At 67.8% G+C, this 18,608-nt stretch carries 18 protein-coding genes; 5 read left to right on the top strand and 13 right to left on the bottom strand.

The genetic code is table 11. The annotated features are described in order from the left end of the window. Nucleotides 1-2: 2 nt before the first annotated feature. The 6 genes from HUA76_RS00870 to nuoE form a co-directional block, all read right to left on the bottom strand. Nucleotides 3-1,733, bottom strand: coding sequence for a NuoM family protein (locus tag HUA76_RS00870; RefSeq protein WP_174459727.1), 1,731 nt, complete (start codon nucleotides 1,731-1,733; stop codon nucleotides 3-5). After that, nucleotides 1,730-3,958, bottom strand: coding sequence for an NADH-quinone oxidoreductase subunit L (gene nuoL, locus HUA76_RS00865; protein ID WP_141643159.1), 2,229 nt, complete (start codon nucleotides 3,956-3,958; stop codon nucleotides 1,730-1,732). Before nuoL ends, HUA76_RS00870 begins: the two co-directional genes overlap by 4 nt. 22 nt (nucleotides 3,959-3,980) lie before the next feature. Beyond that, nucleotides 3,981-4,283, bottom strand: coding sequence for an NADH-quinone oxidoreductase subunit NuoK (nuoK, locus tag HUA76_RS00860; protein WP_141643162.1), 303 nt, complete (start codon nucleotides 4,281-4,283; stop codon nucleotides 3,981-3,983). 75 nt (nucleotides 4,284-4,358) lie between these two features. Further along, nucleotides 4,359-4,868 (bottom strand): NADH-quinone oxidoreductase subunit J, encoded by a 510-nt coding sequence (locus HUA76_RS00855; RefSeq protein ID WP_141643158.1) that lies wholly within the window; start codon nucleotides 4,866-4,868, stop codon nucleotides 4,359-4,361. Further along, nucleotides 4,865-6,205 carry an NADH-quinone oxidoreductase subunit NuoF gene (gene nuoF, locus HUA76_RS00850; protein ID WP_141643157.1) on the bottom strand — a complete coding sequence of 447 codons (1,341 nt, stop codon included), beginning with the start codon at nucleotides 6,203-6,205 and terminating at the stop codon, nucleotides 4,865-4,867. The genes HUA76_RS00855 and nuoF overlap by 4 nt, the downstream gene beginning before the upstream one ends. A 34-nt stretch (nucleotides 6,206-6,239) precedes the next feature. Then, complete coding sequence (nuoE, locus tag HUA76_RS00845; protein WP_141643156.1) at nucleotides 6,240-6,728, bottom strand: NAD(P)H-dependent oxidoreductase subunit E; 489 nt, start codon at nucleotides 6,726-6,728, stop codon at nucleotides 6,240-6,242. 105 nt (nucleotides 6,729-6,833) lie between these two features. Here nuoE and HUA76_RS00840 point away from each other — a divergent pair, with 105 nt between their 5' ends. The 3 genes from HUA76_RS00840 to serB all read left to right on the top strand — a co-directional run bounded on the left by HUA76_RS00840 (nucleotide 6,834) and on the right by serB (nucleotide 10,491). After that, the gene (locus HUA76_RS00840) at nucleotides 6,834-7,583 is read left to right on the top strand and encodes a TIGR02266 family protein (protein WP_141643155.1); all 750 of its coding nucleotides are present in this window, start codon (nucleotides 6,834-6,836) and stop codon (nucleotides 7,581-7,583) included. A gap of 67 nt (nucleotides 7,584-7,650) precedes the next feature. Beyond that, nucleotides 7,651-9,222: a serine/threonine-protein kinase gene (locus HUA76_RS00835; RefSeq protein ID WP_174454581.1), complete on the top strand. Its 1,572-nt coding sequence runs from the start codon at nucleotides 7,651-7,653 to the stop codon at nucleotides 9,220-9,222. Nucleotides 9,223-9,291: 69 nt separating this feature from the next. Further along, entirely contained in the window at nucleotides 9,292-10,491 is a 1,200-nt protein-coding gene (gene serB, locus HUA76_RS00830; protein WP_174454582.1) for a phosphoserine phosphatase SerB, read from the top strand. 3 nt (nucleotides 10,492-10,494) lie between these two features. Here the strand turns inward: serB and HUA76_RS00825 are convergent, their stop codons facing one another. Further along, nucleotides 10,495-11,364 carry a general secretion pathway protein GspE gene (locus tag HUA76_RS00825; protein ID WP_141643152.1) on the bottom strand — a complete coding sequence of 290 codons (870 nt, stop codon included), beginning with the start codon at nucleotides 11,362-11,364 and terminating at the stop codon, nucleotides 10,495-10,497. Between the two features lie 81 nt (nucleotides 11,365-11,445). On the opposite strand from HUA76_RS00825, the gene HUA76_RS00820 reads away from it, so the two are divergent. Together HUA76_RS00820 and HUA76_RS00815 are read left to right on the top strand one after the other, a co-directional pair. Next, nucleotides 11,446-11,640 (top strand): CPXCG motif-containing cysteine-rich protein, encoded by a 195-nt coding sequence (locus HUA76_RS00820; RefSeq protein ID WP_141643151.1) that lies wholly within the window; start codon nucleotides 11,446-11,448, stop codon nucleotides 11,638-11,640. Nucleotides 11,641-11,889: 249 nt separating this feature from the next. Further along, a complete protein-coding gene (locus HUA76_RS00815; RefSeq protein WP_141643150.1) occupies nucleotides 11,890-12,342 on the top strand; it encodes an Hsp20/alpha crystallin family protein in 453 nt (150 codons plus the stop codon). A 114-nt stretch (nucleotides 12,343-12,456) separates the two neighbouring features. Here HUA76_RS00815 and HUA76_RS00810 read toward each other — a convergent pair whose 3' ends face one another. From HUA76_RS00810 to HUA76_RS00785, 6 genes are all read right to left on the bottom strand, one after another. After that, nucleotides 12,457-13,077 (bottom strand): response regulator, encoded by a 621-nt coding sequence (locus tag HUA76_RS00810; RefSeq protein WP_015346747.1) that lies wholly within the window; start codon nucleotides 13,075-13,077, stop codon nucleotides 12,457-12,459. A gap of 35 nt (nucleotides 13,078-13,112) precedes the next feature. Further along, entirely contained in the window at nucleotides 13,113-13,694 is a 582-nt protein-coding gene (locus HUA76_RS00805; RefSeq protein WP_141643149.1) for an HAD family hydrolase, read from the bottom strand. A gap of 32 nt (nucleotides 13,695-13,726) precedes the next feature. Beyond that, nucleotides 13,727-14,566: a 3-deoxy-8-phosphooctulonate synthase gene (gene kdsA, locus HUA76_RS00800; RefSeq protein ID WP_141643148.1), complete on the bottom strand. Its 840-nt coding sequence runs from the start codon at nucleotides 14,564-14,566 to the stop codon at nucleotides 13,727-13,729. Next, nucleotides 14,563-16,197 (bottom strand): CTP synthase, encoded by a 1,635-nt coding sequence (locus HUA76_RS00795; protein WP_141643147.1) that lies wholly within the window; start codon nucleotides 16,195-16,197, stop codon nucleotides 14,563-14,565. Before HUA76_RS00795 ends, kdsA begins: the two co-directional genes overlap by 4 nt. A gap of 84 nt (nucleotides 16,198-16,281) precedes the next feature. Then, entirely contained in the window at nucleotides 16,282-16,515 is a 234-nt protein-coding gene (locus HUA76_RS00790) for a hypothetical protein (protein ID WP_141643146.1), read from the bottom strand. Nucleotides 16,516-16,831: 316 nt separating this feature from the next. Beyond that, nucleotides 16,832-18,598, bottom strand: coding sequence for an ABC transporter ATP-binding protein (locus HUA76_RS00785; protein WP_141643145.1), 1,767 nt, complete (start codon nucleotides 18,596-18,598; stop codon nucleotides 16,832-16,834). Between the last annotated feature and the right edge of the window lie 10 nt (nucleotides 18,599-18,608).

Raw genomic sequence — 18,608 nt, 5'->3', positions numbered from 1 at the left:
GCTTACGGCCGAGACGAGGGGACAGCCCGGGCGGCGAGCGGGGTGGGGGCGCTCGGAGCAGCCACGGTGGGGTGGGCCGGCAGCGCCATCACTTCCACGCGCACCTGGTCCTCCTGCACGGTGGCTCCCGGGGTGCCCACGCGAGCGCGGGCGAGGAAGCGGCCAGTGGACGGCTCGATGCGGTCGAGGAACGGCTGCGGCATCAGGCCCATCACTCCGACGAGGATGATGAAGGGCAGCACCGTGAGCATCTCCCGCAGGTTCATGTCGGTCAGGTGCTGGTTCTCGCGGTGCGTGAGGCCGCCGAAGAACACCTTCTGCACCATCCACAGCATGTACGCGGCGCCCAGGATGACGCCCAGGGTGGCGAACGCGCCGAACACCATCGTCAGGTGCGGGTTGCCGGCGGCCGCGCCCAGGTCCGACTTGAACGTGCCCATCAGGACGAGGAACTCACCGATGAAGCCGTTGGTGCCCGGCACCGCCACCGACGAGAAGGTGATGATGACGAAGGCCACCGTGAACACCGGCATGACCTTGGCGATGCCGCCGAAGTCCGCCATCAGTCGCGTGTGGCGCCGCTCGTAGAGGAAGCCGAACAGGAGGAACAGCGCGCCCGTGGAGATGCCGTGGTTGAGCATCTGGTACGCGCTGCCCGTGGCGCCCTCCGCCGTCAGGGCGAAGATGCCCAGCATGCAGTAGCCCAGGTGGCTCACGGACGAGTAGGCAATCAGCTTCTTGATGTCCCGCTGCGCCAGACACATCAGCGCGCCGTACACGATGCCGATGACGGCCAGCGTCGCCAGGAAGGGCCGGGCGTTCTGCGCGGCCACCGGGAAGAACGGAATCGCGTACCGCCAGAAGCCGAACGTGCCCATCTTCAGCATGACGCCAGCCAGAATCATGGAGCCGGCCACGGGCGCCTGCACGTGCGCGTCCGGCAACCACGTGTGCACCGGCCACATGGGCACCTTGATGGCGAACGCCAGCGCGAAGGCGGCGAAGAGCCACGGGCCATAGGTGTGCAGCGTCGCGGCCAGTCCCGTGAGCGAGTCACACGCTCCGGGGGGTCCCGCGTTACAGGCGGACAGCTGCCGGTTCGCGTCCAGCAGGCCGTTGTACATCGTGGAGTAGTCGAACGAGCGCGCGCCCGCGGGCGAGCTGATGAAGTACACGGCGATGAGCGCCACCAGCATCAGCAGCGAGCCGACCAGCGTGTAGAGGAAGAACTTCACCGCCGCCATCTGGCGGTCCTCGGCGCCCCACACACCCACCAGGAGGTACATGGGGATGAGCATGGCCTCGAAGAAGATGTAGAAGAGCAGCACGTCCAGCGACACCAGCGCGCCCAGCATCGTCGTCTGGAGCACCAGCAGCGCCAGGTGGAACTCCTTGATGCGGTGACTGATGTACGTGGTGGAGGCCATCACCACCAGCGGGCCCAGGAACACCGTGAGGAGCAGCAGGCTCACCGCCAGGCCATCCACGCCCAGGTGGTAGCTGAGCCCGAACTCCTTGAACCAGGACACCCGGTACTCGAGCTGGAACTCCGGGCCGCCCGGCTCGAAGCGCATGTACGCCCACACGCCGAACACGAGGTCCACCAGCATGGCGATGAGCGTGACGGTGCGAATCTGTCCCGACTCGCCCGCCGGCAGCATCAACACCAGCACCGCGAAGATGAGGGGCAGGAAGACGACGAGGTTGAGCAGGTGGGTGTCGAAGAAGCTCATTGCAGCACCTGGATGAGGGCGTAGGCGACTCCGCCCAGCAGGGCGAGGGCCATCACTGCGGCGTAGGCCTGGGCGTCGCCCGACTGGACGTAGCGCAGCGCGCTGCCCACTCGCGCCGTCACCCACGCCGTGCCGCGGACCGCCACGGTGTCGATGAGGAGCGCGTCCACCACGCGGAAGAGGATGAAGCTCATGAACTTCACCGGCCGGATGATGGCCAGCTCGTACAGCTCATCCACGTAGAACTTGTTCTGCGCCGTGCGGCGCACCGCCCGGGCGAACGCGGGAACCGGCTGGCCCACGCGCGCCGGGAAGAAGCGCAGGTAGAGGAAGCCCGCCAGCGCGCCGCCAGAGACGGCGACGAGCCACGCGAAGACGTAGTCGCCCATGGCGGGGACGCTGGTGTCCAGTTCCACCGTCTTGCCCGACGCCACGATGCGGTTCATCGCCGCGAACACCGGGCTCAGGAAGTTCTCGAACACCGGCTGGGGCCGGCCGTCGCCCGGCGCCTTCATCAGCGGCCACGCGTACACCGCGGACACCACGCTGAGCACCGCCAGCACCACCAGGGGCAGCGTCATCTGCCACGCGCTCTCGTGAGCGTGCGCCAGCTTCGCCTCCTTGGAGCGCTGACCCTCGAAGGTCAGCAGGTACACGCGCGTCATGTAGAACGCGGTGCAGGCGGCGATGAGCAGGCCCAGGTAGTAGACGACGCTGGACACCCAGTGCAGCCCTTCCAGGTGGTTGTGGTGCACGCCGTGGAAGATGGCGTCCTTCGAGAAGAAGCCGGACAGCGGGATGATGCCGGTGATGGCCAGCGTGGCGACGAAGAACGTGCCCCACGTCCACTTCATCTCGTGGCGCAGGCCACCCAGCTTCTTGATGTCCGTCTCGTCCCCGTTGCCGTGCATCACGCTGCCGGCGCCCAGGAAGAGGCAGGCCTTGAAGAACGCGTGCGTGACGAGGTGGAGCACCGCCGCCCAGAACACGCCCATGCCCACGCCCATGAACATGATGCCCAGCTGGGACACCGTGGAGTAGGCGAGCACCTTCTTGATGTCGTCCTGCGCGAAGGCGATGAGCGCCGCGAGCAGCGAGGTCAGCGCGCCGATGATGGCCACCGTGGCCATGGCCGTGGGGCTGAGCACCAGCAGCGCGGACATGCGGCTGAACAGGTAGATGCCGGCGGTGACCATCGTCGCCGCGTGGATGAGGGCGGAGACGGGCGTCGGGCCCGCCATCGCGTCCGGCAGCCAGACGTAGAGGGGCAGCTGCGCGCTCTTGCCCGCGGCTCCCAGCAGGAACAGCAGCATCGCCGCCGTCATCACCCCGCCGAACGTGTAGCCCTCCAACGGGCCCGCGGCGATGGGGGTGGACAGCGTCACCTTGCCGCCGCCCTCGGGCAGCGCCTCGGCCATCTTCTGCAGGCCCAGGAAGGTGACGGGGCCCTTGTCCTGGAGCGCGGACGCGTAGCGCTGGCTGCTGCTGCCCGCCACCGTGTAGTCGCGCTCGTCGGCCTGCTTGTTGAAGGCGCCCACCAGGAGCACCATCAGGAACGTGGCGATGAGGAACGCGAAGTCACCGATGCGGTTGGTGACGAACGCCTTGCGGCCCGCCCACGCCTTGGCCGGGTCCGTGTACCAGAAGCCGATGAGCAGGTAGCTGGCCATGCCCACGCCTTCCCAGCCCACGAAGAGCAGGACCAGGTTGTCGGCCAGCACCAGCGTCAGCATCGCCGCGACGAACAGGTTCAGGTACGCGAAGTACCGCCAGTAGGACTCGTCGTGCTCCATGTAGCTGGTGGAGTACAGGTGGATGAGGAACCCGACGCCGGTGATGACCAGCAGCAGGGTGCCCGACAGGTGGTCCACCATCAGCCCGAAGTTCACCCGGAAGTCGCCCACGGCGAACCAGGTGCCGTAGTCGTGCGCCAGGGCGTAGCGCACGTAGTCGCGCTCGTTGCCGAACGGGTTCACGAGGAAGGACAGGAGCCTGCGGGTCTCCGGGTCCGTGGCGCTGGTGGCCCAGAAGGCCAGCACGCTGAGCACGAACGCGCCGCCCACCGCCGAGCAGGCGACCAGGTTCACGTTGGCCCGGCCCAGCATCTTGCCGAACACGCCGCAGATGAACGCGCCGAGCAGCGGCAGGGCGATGATGAGCCACAGGGAGGGCGCCATCACGTCGGGAGCGACGGGCGCCGTCGTCAGGAATTGCGAGAGGGTCATGACAGGGCTCCTGGCGGGTCCGTCAGTGCTTCATGGTCCGGATGTCTTCCACCAGGACGCTGCCTCGGCTCCGGAAGACGGCGATGACGATGGCGAGGCCAATGGCCGCTTCCGCCGCCGCGACGGCGATGACGAAGAAGGCGGAGACATGGCCAACGCTGTCTCCGTGCATTCGGGCGAACGCGAGGAAGGTCAGGTTCGCGGCGTTGAGCATCAGCTCCACGCACATGAAGATGACCAGCGCGTTGCGGCGCACCATCACGCCAAACATGCCCATGCAGAACAGGGCGGCGGCAAGCAGGAGATAGTAGGAGATGGGGACCATGGGCCGATTCGGGGCCTCGCGGGCGACGACCTGCGCCGCCATCTAGCACAGAAAGTTGGGGGGAGTCGGCAGCGATCAGATTCGCGACTTGGCCACCACCACGGCGCCCACCATGGCCACCAGCAGCAGCAAGCTCACCGCTTCGAAGGGAAGCAGCCACTGGGTGAAGATGACCTGACCCAGGGTCGCCATGGTGCCGAAGGTCGCCTGCCCCTCCAGTCCCAGCGAGGGCGGCGGCCCGGAAGGCAGCTTCGACAGGGCGATGCCCAGCACCACCAGCAGGCCCACCGTGGAGGCGCCACCCACGATTCGCGCCAGCGTGGGCCGGCCCCGCGTGGGGGACTCCCCCAGGTTGAGCAGCATGATGACGAAGAGGAAGAGCACCATGATGGCGCCCGCGTAGACGAGCACCTGGAGCACCGCCACCGTGTGCGCCCAGAGCAGGATGTACAGGCCCGCCAGGAAGAAGAAGGTGGAGACCAGGGCCATGGCGGAGTTGATGGGGCTCCGCGCGAAGATGACCGTCCCGGCCGACAGCAGCGTCAGGAGCGCGAACGCCCCGAAGAGGATGAGCTCGATGTTCAAGACCAGTCTCCGAACGAACCCCAGGGCTTGTCGCCGAACGGGCAGCGGTGCTCGCGGATGTGGGCCTCGAACTCGTCCTTGTACCGCATCAGGAACGAGTGCGTGGGCAGCGCCGCCGCGTCACCCAGCGCGCAGATGGTGTTGCCCAGGCCGATGGGCGGGTAGGGGGCAATCGAGGACGCCACGTTGGACAGCATCTCGATGTCGCCCGGCTCGCCGCGGCCCTCTTCAATCTTGCGCAGAAGCCGCGTCTGCCACGGCGTGCCCTCGCGGCACGGCGTGCACTGGCCGCAGGACTCCTCCGCGTAGAAGCGCGCCACGCGCCACAGGCTGCGCACCATGCAGGTGGAGTCGTCCATGACGATGACGCCGCCGGAGCCCGCCATGGTCTGCTTGACCTTGAGGGCCTCGAACTCCATCGCCACGTCCAGCTCGTCCGCGCCCAGCACCGGCGCCGAGGACCCGCCCGGAATCACGGCCTTCACCTTGCGACCCGCCGGCATGCCCCGGCCGAACTTGTCGTCGTAGATGAGCTCCGCGAGCGTGGTGAACATGGACACTTCGTAGACGCCGGGGCGGTTCACGGAGCCCGACAGGCAGACCAGGCGCGTGCCGCCCGACTTGTCCGTGCCCAGCTTCGCGTACCAGTCCGAGCCCCCCGTGAAGACGTGCGGCACGCTGGCGAGCGTCTCCACGTTGTTCACCACCGTGGGGCTGCCGAACAGGCCGACCACCGCGGGGAAGGGGGGCTTCAAGCGCGGCCAGCCCTTCTTGCCTTCCAGGCTCTCCAGGAGGGCCGTCTCCTCACCGCAGATGTAGGCGCCAGCGCCACGGACCAGGTAGCAGTTGAGCTCGAAGTCCTTGCCCAGCATCTTCTTGCCGAAGATGCCCGCCTTGTAGGCCTCGTCGATGGCCGCCTGGCAGCGCTCCGCGGGGAACTTGAACTCGCCGCGCAGGTACACGTAGCAGGTGTGCACGCCCAGCGCGTACGACGCGATGGCGATGCCCTCCAGCATCATGTGCGGGTCATCTTCCAGGATGTAGCGGTCCTTGAAGGTGCCCGGCTCGGACTCGTCGCCGTTGACGGCCAGGTACTTGGGCTTGGGGCTGTCCTTGGGGACGAAGCTCCACTTCAGGCCCGTGGGGAAGCCGGCGCCGCCGCGCCCTCGGAGGTTGGACTTCTTCACCTCGTCGATGATGGCCGCCGGCTGCATCTCCAGCGCCTTCTTGAGGCCCTCGTAGCCACCGCGCTTCTTGTAGCTGTCCAGGGTCCAGGACTGCGGCTTGCCCCAGGCCGCCGAGATGATCGGGTCGATCGTCTTTGCCGTAGCGGTCATGTGATGACGTCCTACCGGAGTAAAAGGGGTGGGCTCAGCTCAGCTTGGCCAGGATGGCGTCCAGCTTGGCGCGGGTGAGGCTCTCGTGATGATCCTCGTTGATCTGCAGGCACGGTGCGGTGCCGCAGGAGGCCAGGCACTCGGTCTCGCGCAAGGTGAACTTCTCGTTGGCTTCACCTGCCTTGAGGCCGAGCTTCTCCTCCAGGTAGGCGAGCATCTTCTCCGCTCCCCAGAGCGAGCAGGACAGGTTCGTGCAGACGTCGATGACGTACTTGCCCGGCTTCTTCAGGTGGTACATCACGTAGAAGCTGGCGACCTCGTAGGCGCGCTCCGGCGTGACTTCCAGGCTCTTGGCGACCAGCCGCAGTCCCTCGGGCGGCAACCAGCCCTTGATCTCCTGGAGCACGCGCAGCGCCGGGAGCATGCCCGCGCTTTTGCGATCAGGGGGGTAGTGGGAGATGATCTCCGCGATACCCGCGTCGAACTTCTTCTGCTCTTCAGGAGTGAACAGGGGCTCCGCCATGGCGGGGGGCTACGTATTGCTCCCATGGCCGCGTTGTCAACATAAACCCTCGACGGTACACTGGGCCGCCATCAGCAAATTGCCGAGCGATTTCAACCCCTTGTTATGACCCCGGGCCCAGAGAACAAGCGCCAGCACCCCCGGATCCCGGCCGTGCTGAAGGTGGAGTACGCGGACGGACGCCATGCGCGTGACGTCACGGAGAACCTGTCCCATGCGGGGCTCTTCGTGCAGACCGAGCAGGCCTTCACATTGGGGGAGGATGTCCGGCTCGCACTTTCTTTCCCGGGACTGCTGGATCCGGTAGAAGTCAGCGGCATCGTGGCCTGGGTCAGGCCGGCGAGCTTCGATCAGCCCGGAGGTGTCGGCGTCCGAGTGGAGCGCGCAGAAGACCGGCGGAGACTGGGTGACATCTTGAGTGCGGCAGGTCCAGACAGCCAGGAGTCCACCGGCGAGCACGAGGGGTACCGTGTGCTCATCGTCGAGGACAACCCGCACATCATCGAGATGTACAGCTACGTCCTGAAGAAGCTGGCCAGCGGGGAGCTGCACGGGAAGGTGCCCCTGGAGGTCCACTTCGCGCCGGACGGTCACCACGCGCTCCTGATGCTGCGCGAGGGCCGCTTCAGCCTTGTGATGACGGACCTGTACATGCCGGTGATGGACGGCTTCGCCCTGGTGGAGCGCATCCGCGAGGAAGAAGCGCTCCGGGCCATCCCCGTCATCGCCATCTCCGCGGGCGGCAAGGAAGCCCAGGACCGCGCCCTGCAGCTCGGCGTCGACATCTACCTGCGCAAGCCGGTGAAGTTCGTCGAGGTGCTGGAGACGGTGAAGCAGCTCTTGCGCATCAAGTAGCCGTCCCCCGGGTTCTGGCAGTCCCACGTTGAGTGAGGACGGGGGGACGTCGTAGAGTCGCCCACCCATGCCGAAGGCCGCCATCAACCGCGACGCCGTCAGTGGCGAGGCGCTGTTCATCCTCCGCAACCTGAGGGAGAACGGCCGACTTGGACGCTCGAACAAGCTGGCCGATGTGAAGGCCGCTCTCGAACCGTCCGTCTCGCTCGAGTTCGACAACTACTTCTTCTTCCTGCGCAAGTTCCACTACATCGCCATGGACCGCGAGGCCCAGCTCAAGCTCACCGACCAGGGTGAGCGCGTGGCGGGCGGGGAACTTGGGGACAAGTTCTCCACGGAGGTGGGCGAGTTCTTCGCCGAGCAGCTCGCCTCCGCCGAGGACGAGCCGCCGGTGGCCCAGGGCACCGAGGAGCCCATGCAGCTGCCGCCGCCCCCGCCAGAGCTGCTGCTGGACGAGGCGGAGGTGGTGCCCACCGGGGCCACGCAAATCGCGCCGCCTCCCTCGCCTCCGTCCATGGCGCCCATGCGGGCCGCGCGCTCGGCCATGCCCGCGCTGGAGTTGACGCCCCCGCCGGGGGCGGCGCAGGTGCCGTCGTCCGTCGGCTCGCCTTCGCCCGTGGCGCTCATCACCCCCGCGGTCCCCGAGCCTCGCCGGGAGACGTCCATCGGCCCCGCTCCCGTCGCTCCCGCGCCGCTGCCCTTCGCTCCTCCTGCGTCGTCCGTTTCCTCCATGCCCCCTCCCGCCGCCACTCCTGTCGCCGCCGCGCCCGTCGCTTCCAAGGGCACCGAGCTGGACCTGCGCTACCAGAAGTTCGACCCCATTGGCACGGGCCCCCTGGGCACCGTCTTCAAGGGTCGCTTCACGGCGCTCGGGCTGGACATCTGCCTGAAGGAGCTCAAGGACATCTTCGGCTACTTCTCCTTCCTGCAGCGTGGGGAGGTGCTCAAGCGGCTGAAGAAGGAGCTGTGCGCGCAGGCCCAGGTGCGCCACCCCGGCATCGTCCAGGTGGTGGATCAGAACGTGGACGCGAGCCGGCCCTACTTCGTGCTGGAGTTGATGAACGGCAGCCTGAAGGAGCGGCTGGAGGCGGGCGGTGGCAGCGGCGTGCCGGTGCCCTTCGCGCTGCGCACCTTCCTGCAGATGGCCTACGGCCTGCGCGCCGCGCACGCCACGGGCCTGACGCACCACAACCTCAAGCCGGAGAACGTCCTCTTCGACGCGTACGGCAACGCGAAGCTCGCCGACTTCGGCCTGGGCCGCGTGGTGGAGGTGGACTCCACCAAGGGCATGCCCCAGGTCTTCGTGGGCACCGGCGGAATGCCCTACATGGCCCCGGAGCTGATGAACCGGGGCGCCAAGGAGCCGGGCCCGTCCGCGGACGTCTACGGGCTGGGCATCCTGCTCTACGAGATGCTCACCGGGCAGATTCCCGGCCGCCGCTCGCCCCTGCCCTCGGAGGTGAACCCCGAGGCGCCCAGCGGTCTGGACCAGCTCTTCGACAAGGCCACCCAGGACAAGCGCGAGCAGCGCTACCCGGACGTGGATGCGATGCTCGAGGACTTCTACAAGGCCTTCCCGGACAAGGAGTTCCTCGTCCGGGGCGACCTCGTCCTCTCCTCGGACGCGCCGCAGCCGTGATTCACCGGTGGGCGCGGGCCGCATGAGGCCCGCCCCGCCCGCGCGCGGTCGTGGCATCGTCCGGGGGACATGACCCCGACTTCTTCCGGCTGCGTGCTCGTCACCGTCACGGGCAAGGACCACCCTGGCATCACCGCCCGCCTCACCGGCCTGCTCGCGGAGGCGGGCGCGGAGCTGCTCGACGTGGAGCAGGTGGTGGTGCAGGGCCGCCTCACGCTCTGCCTGCTGGTGCGCCTGCCCGACGCGCATGGCATCCCCAGCGCGCTGCTCTTCGCCGCCCGGGAGCTGGGCGTGGACCTGGACTTCCAGGCGGTGGAATCGCCGGACGCGAGCGCCCCCGCGAAGTCCGCGCCCGCGCGCTACGTCGTCACGGCGGTGGGCCGCGCGCTGGGCGCCCGCGAGCTGCATGCGTTGTCCTCGCACCTGGCGGGGCAGGGCGCGAACCTGGAGCGCATCGTCCGGCTGACGCACACGCACCTGGGCTCGGTGGAGCTGCACGTCACCCTGCCTGACTCCGTGGAGCCGGAGGCGCTGAAGCGCTCCCTGCTGGCGCTGTCCATGCGCGACAACACCTTCGACGTGGCGCTGCAGCGCGAGAGCCTGTTTCGCCGCAGCAAGAGGATGGTGGTGATGGACATGGACTCCACGCTCATCCGCATCGAGGTCATCGACGAACTGGCGCGCGCGCACGGCGTGGGCGAGCAGGTGTCGCGCATCACCGAGCGCGCCATGCACGGGGAGATGGACTACGACGAGTCGCTGCGCCAGCGCGTGGCGCTGCTGGCGGGGCTGGACGTGGCCGTGCTGCACCAGCTCGCGGCGAACCTGCCGCTGACGGAGGGCGCACAGACGCTGGTGCGCGTGCTGCGGCGCCTGGGCTACCGCACCGCGGTCATCAGCGGAGGCTTCTCCGTGGCCGCCGAGGCGCTCAAGGCGCGCCTGGGCATCGACCATGCCTTCTCCAACGTGCTGGAGGAGGAGGGCGGGAAGCTCACCGGGCGCACCGTGGGGCCCATCGTCAACGCGCTCCGGAAGGCGGAGCTGCTGGAGCAGCTGGCGAAAGAGGAGGGCATCCTGCTCGAGCAGGTCATCGCGGTGGGCGATGGCGCCAATGACTTGCTGATGCTGGAGCGCGCGGGGCTGGGCATCGCCTTCCGCGCCAAGCCCCGGCTGCGCGAGGCGGCTGATACCTCCATCTCCGCAGGCGGCCTGGACGCCATCCTCTACCTCTTGGGGCTCACCGGTCGCGAGCTCGAGGAAGCCGGCTGACGACTACAGCCGCATCTTCGCGGCCAGCTCCCGCTGCTGCAGCTTGCCCTTCTCCAGCAGCAGCTCCAGCAGGGCGCGCAGAATCTTGGAGCTCTTCTCCTGGTTCTGCTGGAGCGTCTGCAGGCGCTGCAGGTCCTCGTCCGTCCACTCGGAGGCCGGGACGCCGCCGGCCAGGATTTCATCCAGGATGTCCGCCGCGCTGGAGGAGCCATTGGCCACGGGCGGTGCGGGCTTGTCCGCGGCACGGGGCGCGGGCGCGGTGGCGGGAGAGCCCGGCGGGACGATGTCGGCGATTCGCTTCACCACCGTGTTGCCGCTCATGTCGACGACCTTGAACTCGTCCTCCTCCTGCTGCTCCTCGTCGACGGTGGAGGGCGTGTTGGCGGACTGGCTGCGCGACGGCGCGAAGCGGCTGCTCGCCACCGGCTCCTGGTTCCGGTAGTGCCGCAGGATGGCGTGCTCGATTTCGCGCTCGCCCGCCACCATGGGCACCACGCGAGCGCGGCTGCGGGCCGCCACCTGGTCCAGCGTGGCCAGGTCCGTGGGGTCCGCCATCGCCAGCACCAGCGTCTTGCCGTTGTCCTTGAGCGACACGGGGAAGACCGCCTTCTGCTCGGCCAGGCCCACCTCCACGCGCGCCAGCGCGCTCGCGTCGCGGCTGATGTTGCCCAACTGCACCCGCTGCATCCCCAGGCCCTGGCAGATGGCCTCGGTGACGATGTCCTCGCTGGCCAGCCCCAGGTCCGCCACCACGCGCGACAGCCGCCCGCCCCACTGGTCCAGGGTGGCCATGGCGCTGCGCAGCTGGAGGTCGTCGATGACGCGGGCCTTGACGAGGATGTCACCAATACGATTGCGGGAAGGAGAAGCCATGGCTCGGGAGTCTACCGTCTGAATGCGCGGACGCTCAGTCCGCGACGCAATCGCCCGCTTCGAGGGCGAGGAGGCACCACCATGCAGCCCTTCGCGGAAACCGCCATCCAGCAGTGCCCCTACTGCGGCGAGGAGGTAGAGGTCGACGTGGACCCCATCGGCGCCAGCGCGGAGCACTACATCGAGGACTGCCCCGTGTGCTGCCGTCCCTGGACGGTGCACGTCGCCCGTGACGAGGAAGCCGTCTCCGTGTCCCTGGGCCGCGAGGACGACTGACGCCGCGGTACCCGTCCTGGAAGGCGCCTTCCCGGTGCGCAGGAGGGCAGGCAGGCGGGCTTGTGGGGACGGGCGCGGCGGGGCCGGGGGCGTTGCTTGACACGTCCCGGAGCATGGTTCTCTTGAGTCTTGTGAGGCGGCGCTGGAGTGGAGCCCCGATGGGGCCCCCGAGGCGACCGCCGACTACGACAACGTCTGTGATTCACACACCGTGCACCCTGCCCAGGGTGGCACGCACAGGAGAAGACCATGCAAAGCCGAAACCCGTTCAACTCCGCCGTGGTGGTGAACCCCCTGATGCGCGACTTCGACGCGCTCTTCCGTGAGCTGGGGCAGCCGGGCTTGTTCCGTCAGTCCGCGCGGAGCACCGAGCGCGCTCCCGCGGCCGACATCCTCGAGTCCGAGGCCGGCGTCACGTTGCACCTCGACATCCCTGGCGTGGACGTGAAGGACATCCAGGTGACGGTGGAGCGCGACGTGCTCACCGTGAAGGCCGAACGCAAGGCGCAGCCGCTCGCCGAAGGCGTCAGCGTGCGTCGTCAGGAGCGCGGCCAGGGCAGCTTCACGCGCTCGTTCTCCCTTCCGGAGACCGTGGACGCCACCCAGGTGGAGGCGCGCTACGAGCAAGGCGTGCTGACGCTGACGCTGCCTCGGCGCGAGGAGTCCAAGCCCCGAGTCATCGAGGTCAAGGTCCAGAGCTGAACCGCGCGCACACCCCTCCTGGGAGGCCGCTGTCCGCCGAAAACGGCGCGGCTTCCTGCTGACTTCACCCCTGTCGAGGGCTTCCGCGAGGGGGTGGCGGAAGCCCTCCGCGCTTCAGCGCTTGGCGCTGAGCGAGATGGGCACGCGGAACAGCTCCAGCACCTGCTGTACATCCAGCGGCTTGGCGAGGCACGCGAGCGCGCCGGCCTGCTTCGACTGCTCCACCACATCGGCGGTGTGCACGGACGTCATCGTGATGAGACGCACGCCCTCCATCTGCTTGCGCTGACGAATACGACGGCACACCTCCAGGCCATCGATGTCCGGCATGTTGAGGTCGATGATCATGCCGTGCGGCTTCTGCTCGGACACCAGCAGCAGCGCCTCCACGCCACTGGTCGTCGTCTGCAACTCCACCTGCGCCGCGAACGGCTTGAACGCGCGCTTGATGGCGTCCAGCACCGCGCGCTCGTCGTCCACCACCAACAGGCGCACCGTGCCGCTGCCCAACTCCTCCGGCACCGGCATCTGGTGGGTGATGAGGAACGTGCGCAGGTCCGCCGACCGCACCCGGCGGTGACCGCCCGGCGTCCTGAAAGCCATCAGGATGCCCCGGTCAATCCACTTGCTCACCGTGGACGGATCCACCTGAAGCAAGCGACTGATGTCGTGCGTCGTGTAGAGCTGGTCCGTCATCGCCGTACTCCCCTCTTGCTGCATCATTCCGCTGCCCATGGAATCAACCACCTACCTTGAATACGGGGTTTCCTTCAACCTCTCTGCGCACTGCGTCCATCAGTCCCCCTCATCAGACCCACGGCGTTCTCCCACCGTCCACTGGCCTTGAGGCACAGCTCGACGAGCTCTCGGGCGGCGCCACGGCCGCCCGGACTCTGGGTGATGAAGTGAACCTCCTGACGCACCTCGGGAACAGCATCCGCGGGACACGCGGACAAGCCCACCCTCGAAAGAGGGGCCAGGTCATTGTGGTCGTCACCCATGTAGGCACACGCCTCCAGGGGAACGGCCAGTTGCTGGAGCAGCTCGTCCAGTGCGGCACCCTTGTCGCGGCGGCCTTGAAACACAGCCGCCAGCCCGAGCTCCCTCCCGCGAGCCTCCACGATTCCTGAGGTGCGGGCGGTGAGGATGGCGGCGGGCAGGCCCGACAACCGGGCCATGACCAGGGCGTGGCCATCCTTCACATCGAAGCGCTTCATGAGCTCCCCGCCGTCGCCGTAATACAGGCCGCCGTCGGTGAGCACCCCGTCCACGTCGAAGACAAGCAGCCGCACGCGTGCCGCGCGAGACGTCAGCTCTTCCTTTCCAGGCTTGGAAGGTGCTTCCGTCGACATGACTCGCTCGGCTCCTCCCCTCGTCGTGTCCATCAACCGGGCTCGTGTCCCAACACCCGGCGGATGTTCAGCACATTTCGTACCACGTCCTCGAACATCTGTGGATTGAGGGAGCACGGACCGTCACACAGGGCACGATCAGGGTCCTCATGGACTTCCGTGAACAATGCATCAATCCCGGCCGCCGCGGCGGCATGGGCGAGCAGTGAGACGAACCTGCGCTCGCCCCCCGTCACTCCGTCGCCGGAGCTGGGCTGCTGCACGGAATGCGTGGCGTCGAAGCACACGGCCAGGCCCGCCTCGCGCATGTGGGCGAGCCCTCGCATGTCCACCACCAGGTTGTTGTAGCCGAACGTGGACCCCCGCTCCGTGACGAGCACGTTGGGGTTGCCCGACTCGAACGCCTTGCGCGCCGAGTGGACGATGTCCCTGGGGGCTACGAACTGTCCCTTCTTCAAGTTCACGCCCTTCCCCGTGCGAGCCACGGCCTCCACCAAGTCTGTCTGCCGGCACAGGAACGCCGGTATCTGGATGATATCCACAACTTCCGAGGCAGGACCTACGTGGCTGGTTTCATGGACGTCCGTGAGGACCGGGACGCCCACTTCATCCCTGATACGCGCTAGAATACGCAGCCCTTCCCGGAGGCCAGGACCTCGGAAGGACTTCCCGCTTGTCCGGTTGGCCTTGTCGTAGGAGCACTTGAACGCGTAGGGCACGCCCAGTCGGCTGGTGATGCCCTTGAGCAAGTGAGCATGTTTCAGCGCCATCTCCTCGGACTCGATGCTGTCCGGGCCGGCGATGACGAAGAGCTTCTGCCCGGGGCCGACCTTGTAACCACACAGGTTGATGGGGAGGCTGCTGGCGCTCATGCGCGCACCTGACCGGCCGTGGCGTCACGCTGCTCGAGCGCCGCCTTGATGAAGCCGGAGAAAAGAGGGTGAGGAGCAAAGGGCTTGCTCTTGAACTCGGGATGGAACTGGCAGCCGACGAAGTACGGGTGGTCCGACAATTCAATCATCTCCACGAGGTTCAGCTCCGGATTATGCCCGGAGATGACGAGTCCCGCCTCCTGAAGCCGGCCCCGGTAGGCGTTGTTCACCTCGAAGCGGTGGCGATGACGCTCCTGGATGGTGTCCTGGCCATACAGCTGGTGTGCCCGTGAGCCGGGCTTGAGCGCGCAGGCGTAGCTGCCCAGACGCATGGTGCCGCCCTTGTCCTGCACCGTGACCTGGCTCTCCATGAGCGTCACGACGGGGTGCGGGGTGTGCTCGTTGAACTCCAGGCTGTTGGCCGCGGGGAGGCCCAGCACGCTGCGGCTGAACTCCACGACGGCCATCTGCAGGCCCAGGCAGATGCCGAAGAAGGGGATTTTCTTTTCCCGCGCGTAGCGGACCGCGGCGATTTTGCCCTCGGTGCCACGCACGCCGAAGCCGCCGGGCACGAGGATGGCGTCCACGCCCGCCAGGAGCTTCTCCGGGCCTTGCGCCTCCACGTCCTGGCTGTCCACGAAGTGCAGGTTCACCTTCACGTCGTTGGCGATGCCGCCGTGCAGCAGCGCCTCGTTGAGGCTCTTGTAGCTCTCCGTCAGGTTCACGTACTTGCCGACGATGGCGACCTGGACCTGGCCGCGCGCGGGCTCGTACACCTTGCGGATGATGTTCTCCCAGCGCTCCAGGTGCGGCGCGCGGCTCCAGATGTTGAGCACCTCCGCGAGCCGGTCATCCAGACCCTGGCGGTGCAGCTCCAGCGGCAGCTCGTAGATGCTGCGCACGTCCGGCGAGGTGAACACGTTGCCCGTGTCCACGTTGCAGAACATGGCGATCTTGTCCTTGATCTCCCGAGACACCTCGCGGTCCGTGCGACACACGAGGAAGTCGGGCTGGATGCCAATCTCCCGCAGCTTCATCACCGAGTGCTGCGTGGGCTTGGTCTTCACCTCGCCCGCCGCGCCGATGTACGGCAGGAGCGTCAGGTGCACGTAGACGGCGTTCTGGCTGCCCACGTCGTAGCGCATCTGCCGGATGGCCTCGAGGAACGGCAGCGACTCGATGTCGCCCACCGTGCCACCGACCTCGACAATCACCACGTCCGCGTCCTGGGCCGCCTGACGGACGCTCGCCTTGATTTCATCGGTGATGTGCGGAATCACCTGCACCGTCTTGCCTAGGTACTCGCCGCGGCGCTCCTTCATGATGACCGCGTGGTAGATGCGGCCCGACGTGAAGTTGTTGAGCCGGCTCATCCGAGCGTTGGTGAACCGCTCGTAGTGGCCCAGGTCCATGTCCGTCTCGCCACCATCCTCCGTGACGAAGACCTCGCCGTGCTGGAACGGGCTCATCGTGCCCGGGTCCACGTTGATGTACGGGTCCAGCTTGAGCAGCGTGACGGCGAGCCCACGGTTCTCGAGCAGGGCGCCGATGGATGCCGAAGCGAGGCCCTTGCCGAGGGAGCTGACCACTCCGCCCGTCACGAAAATGAACTTGGTTTTCTTGGAGCGCATATCCCGTTCTGCCAAGTAGGGCAGGGATGCGTCAATTATTCTGAGTAGGACGTGCGGCCGGTCGGCGCCCCGGCTGACACCTTCTCAGTTGCCGTCCCAACCACCCGGGCGAGACACGGCGAACTCCCGGACGTCGGGTTGTCCGACCCGGAAGGCGCGCAGATCGCAATTGCGGCAGCTCCACCCCTCCCAGCCGCGCTTGACGACCATGTGCAGGCAGGCGTCGTAGTTGGGGCAGTAGAGGTTGCGCTGCGCATCGACAGCCTCTTCGTCGCGCAGGGCGGTGGGCAGAGGGCTGGGGCACGGGGTGATGGACACGGCGAATCTCCCGGATGGGTACGAAAAGGGTCGGCCACTCCCCCCGGCGGGTCGGAACAGGTCGCTTACGACTCCATTCCCGGGAGAAAGTAAAAGACCCGTCCCCGCGCGAACGCGGAAACGGGCCCTTGAAACCTTCAGCGTCTGCCACCGCCGCGGTGACCCTCTTCAGGCCGCCGTGGCGGAGGTGGACGCCTGATTCTTGCTGTCAATCAAGGCATCACCTCCTTTCTTGAGGATGGAAGAGCTAATCACCGGCTTGATTCCGCGCCACTTTCCAGAGCGATAAGCGCGGGCTCGGGTGGTGGCCAGCCGTTCAGGCGGCGACGAACTGGCGCTCCACCAGCCGGCGGTAGAGGCCTTCCTGGCTCATGAGGCTCGCGTGGGTGCCGCTCTGGACGATGCGGCCGCCCTCCAGCACGAGCACCCGGTCCACGTTGGCCACGGTGGACAGGCGGTGGGCGATGATGAGCGTGGTGCGGCCCTTCATCAGTCGCTCCAGCGCGTCCTTCACCAGGTGTTCGCTCTCCGCATCCAGGGCGCTCGTCGCCTCGTCGAGGATCAGCAGGCGAGGGTCCTTCAGCACGGCGCGGGCGATGGCCACGCGCTGCTTCTGGCCTCCGGAGAGCTGGACGCCGCGCTCGCCCACCTGGGTGCCGTAGGCTTCCGGGAAGCGCTGGATGAAGTCGTGGGCGTTGGCGGCGCGCGCGGCCTCTTCCACCTGGGCGTCGGTGGCGTCCGGCTTCGCGTAGCGGATGTTGTCCGCGATGGAGCAGGAGAACAGCTGCGGCTCCTGCGCCACCATGCCGATGTTCCGGCGCAGCCACTCCGGCTCCAGCGTGGTGAGCGGGTGCCCGTCCAGGGCGACGGCGCCCCCTTGCGGGTCATAGAAGCGGGACAGCAGTGACGCGAGGGTGGACTTGCCCGCACCGGACGGACCCACCACGGCGACGACCTCGCCGGGCCGCAGCTCCAGGTCCAGGCCCTGGAGCACTGGCACGTCGGGGCGCGTGGGGTAGGAGAAGCGCACGGCGCGGAACTCCACATGTCCCTTCACCGAGGCCAGCCGCTCGCCTCCGGCGGGAATCGCGGGCTCGCGGTCCACCAGCTCGAAGACGCGCTCGGCGGCGCCGGTGGCGCGCATGACGTCCGCCCACACCTCCGTCACGGCGCTCAGCGAGAGCGCCACCAACGAGGTGTAGATGAGGAACGACGTGAGCGCGCCGGCGCTGAGCTCGCCGTCCACCACCATCCGGCCGCCGTACCAGAGCATCGCCGCGGTGGAGCCGTACATGGCGATGGAGGCGCTGCCCATGAAGAGCGCCCCCTGCCGCGCGCGCTCCTTCGCGAGCTGGAGCGCCCGGTCCACCGCCGCGCCGTAGCGTTCGACTTCATGGCTCTCCGCGGCGAAGGAGCGCACCGTGCGGATGCCGGAGAGGTCCTCCTCGGCCACCTCGCTGGAGGCCGCGAGCGCGTCCTGTGCCGCCTTGGCGAGCACGCGCACGCGACGGCCATACACCACCGCGCCAATGGCCACCGCGGGGATGAGGGCGAGCATCACCATCGTCAGGCGCGGGGACGTCAAGAAGAGCAGCACCACGCCGCCGAGCCCCTGGCAGGCGTAGCGCAGCATCATGGAGACATTGGTGGTGACGGTGCTCTGCAGGATGCTCGTGTCCGAGGCGAGCCGGCTGGTGAGCTCACCGGTGCGGCGCTCGTCGAAGAAGGCCACCTCCTGGGAGAGCAGGCTCTGGAACAGGCGCTTGCGCAGCCGCGTCACCACGCGCTCGCCCGCGTTGCTGAAGAGGTAGACGCGCAACGCCATGGCCACCGACTGCACGACGAAGACGCCGAACATCACCAGGGCGATGGTGTCGAGCCGCGAGCGATTGCGGGCGCCGAGCGCCTCGTCCACCAGGTCTCCGATGGCGCGCGGAAACACCAGCGTGGCCGCGCTGCTGACGAGCAGGAAGAACGTGCCCACGACGAGCGTGGGGACCTCCGGCTTCGCGAGGGTGAGCAGGCGGCCCAGCGTCAACCGCGAGGGGAGATGGGGCTTGGAGGCGGTCGAGGTGGGGGACACGCGCGGAGAC

This window comes from Myxococcus sp. CA056, assembly GCF_013336715.1.
Classification (GTDB): Bacteria; Myxococcota; Myxococcia; order Myxococcales; family Myxococcaceae; genus Myxococcus; species Myxococcus llanfairpwllgwyngyllgogerychwyrndrobwllllantysiliogogogochensis.
This window is presented reverse-complemented; position numbering and strand designations above follow the sequence as displayed.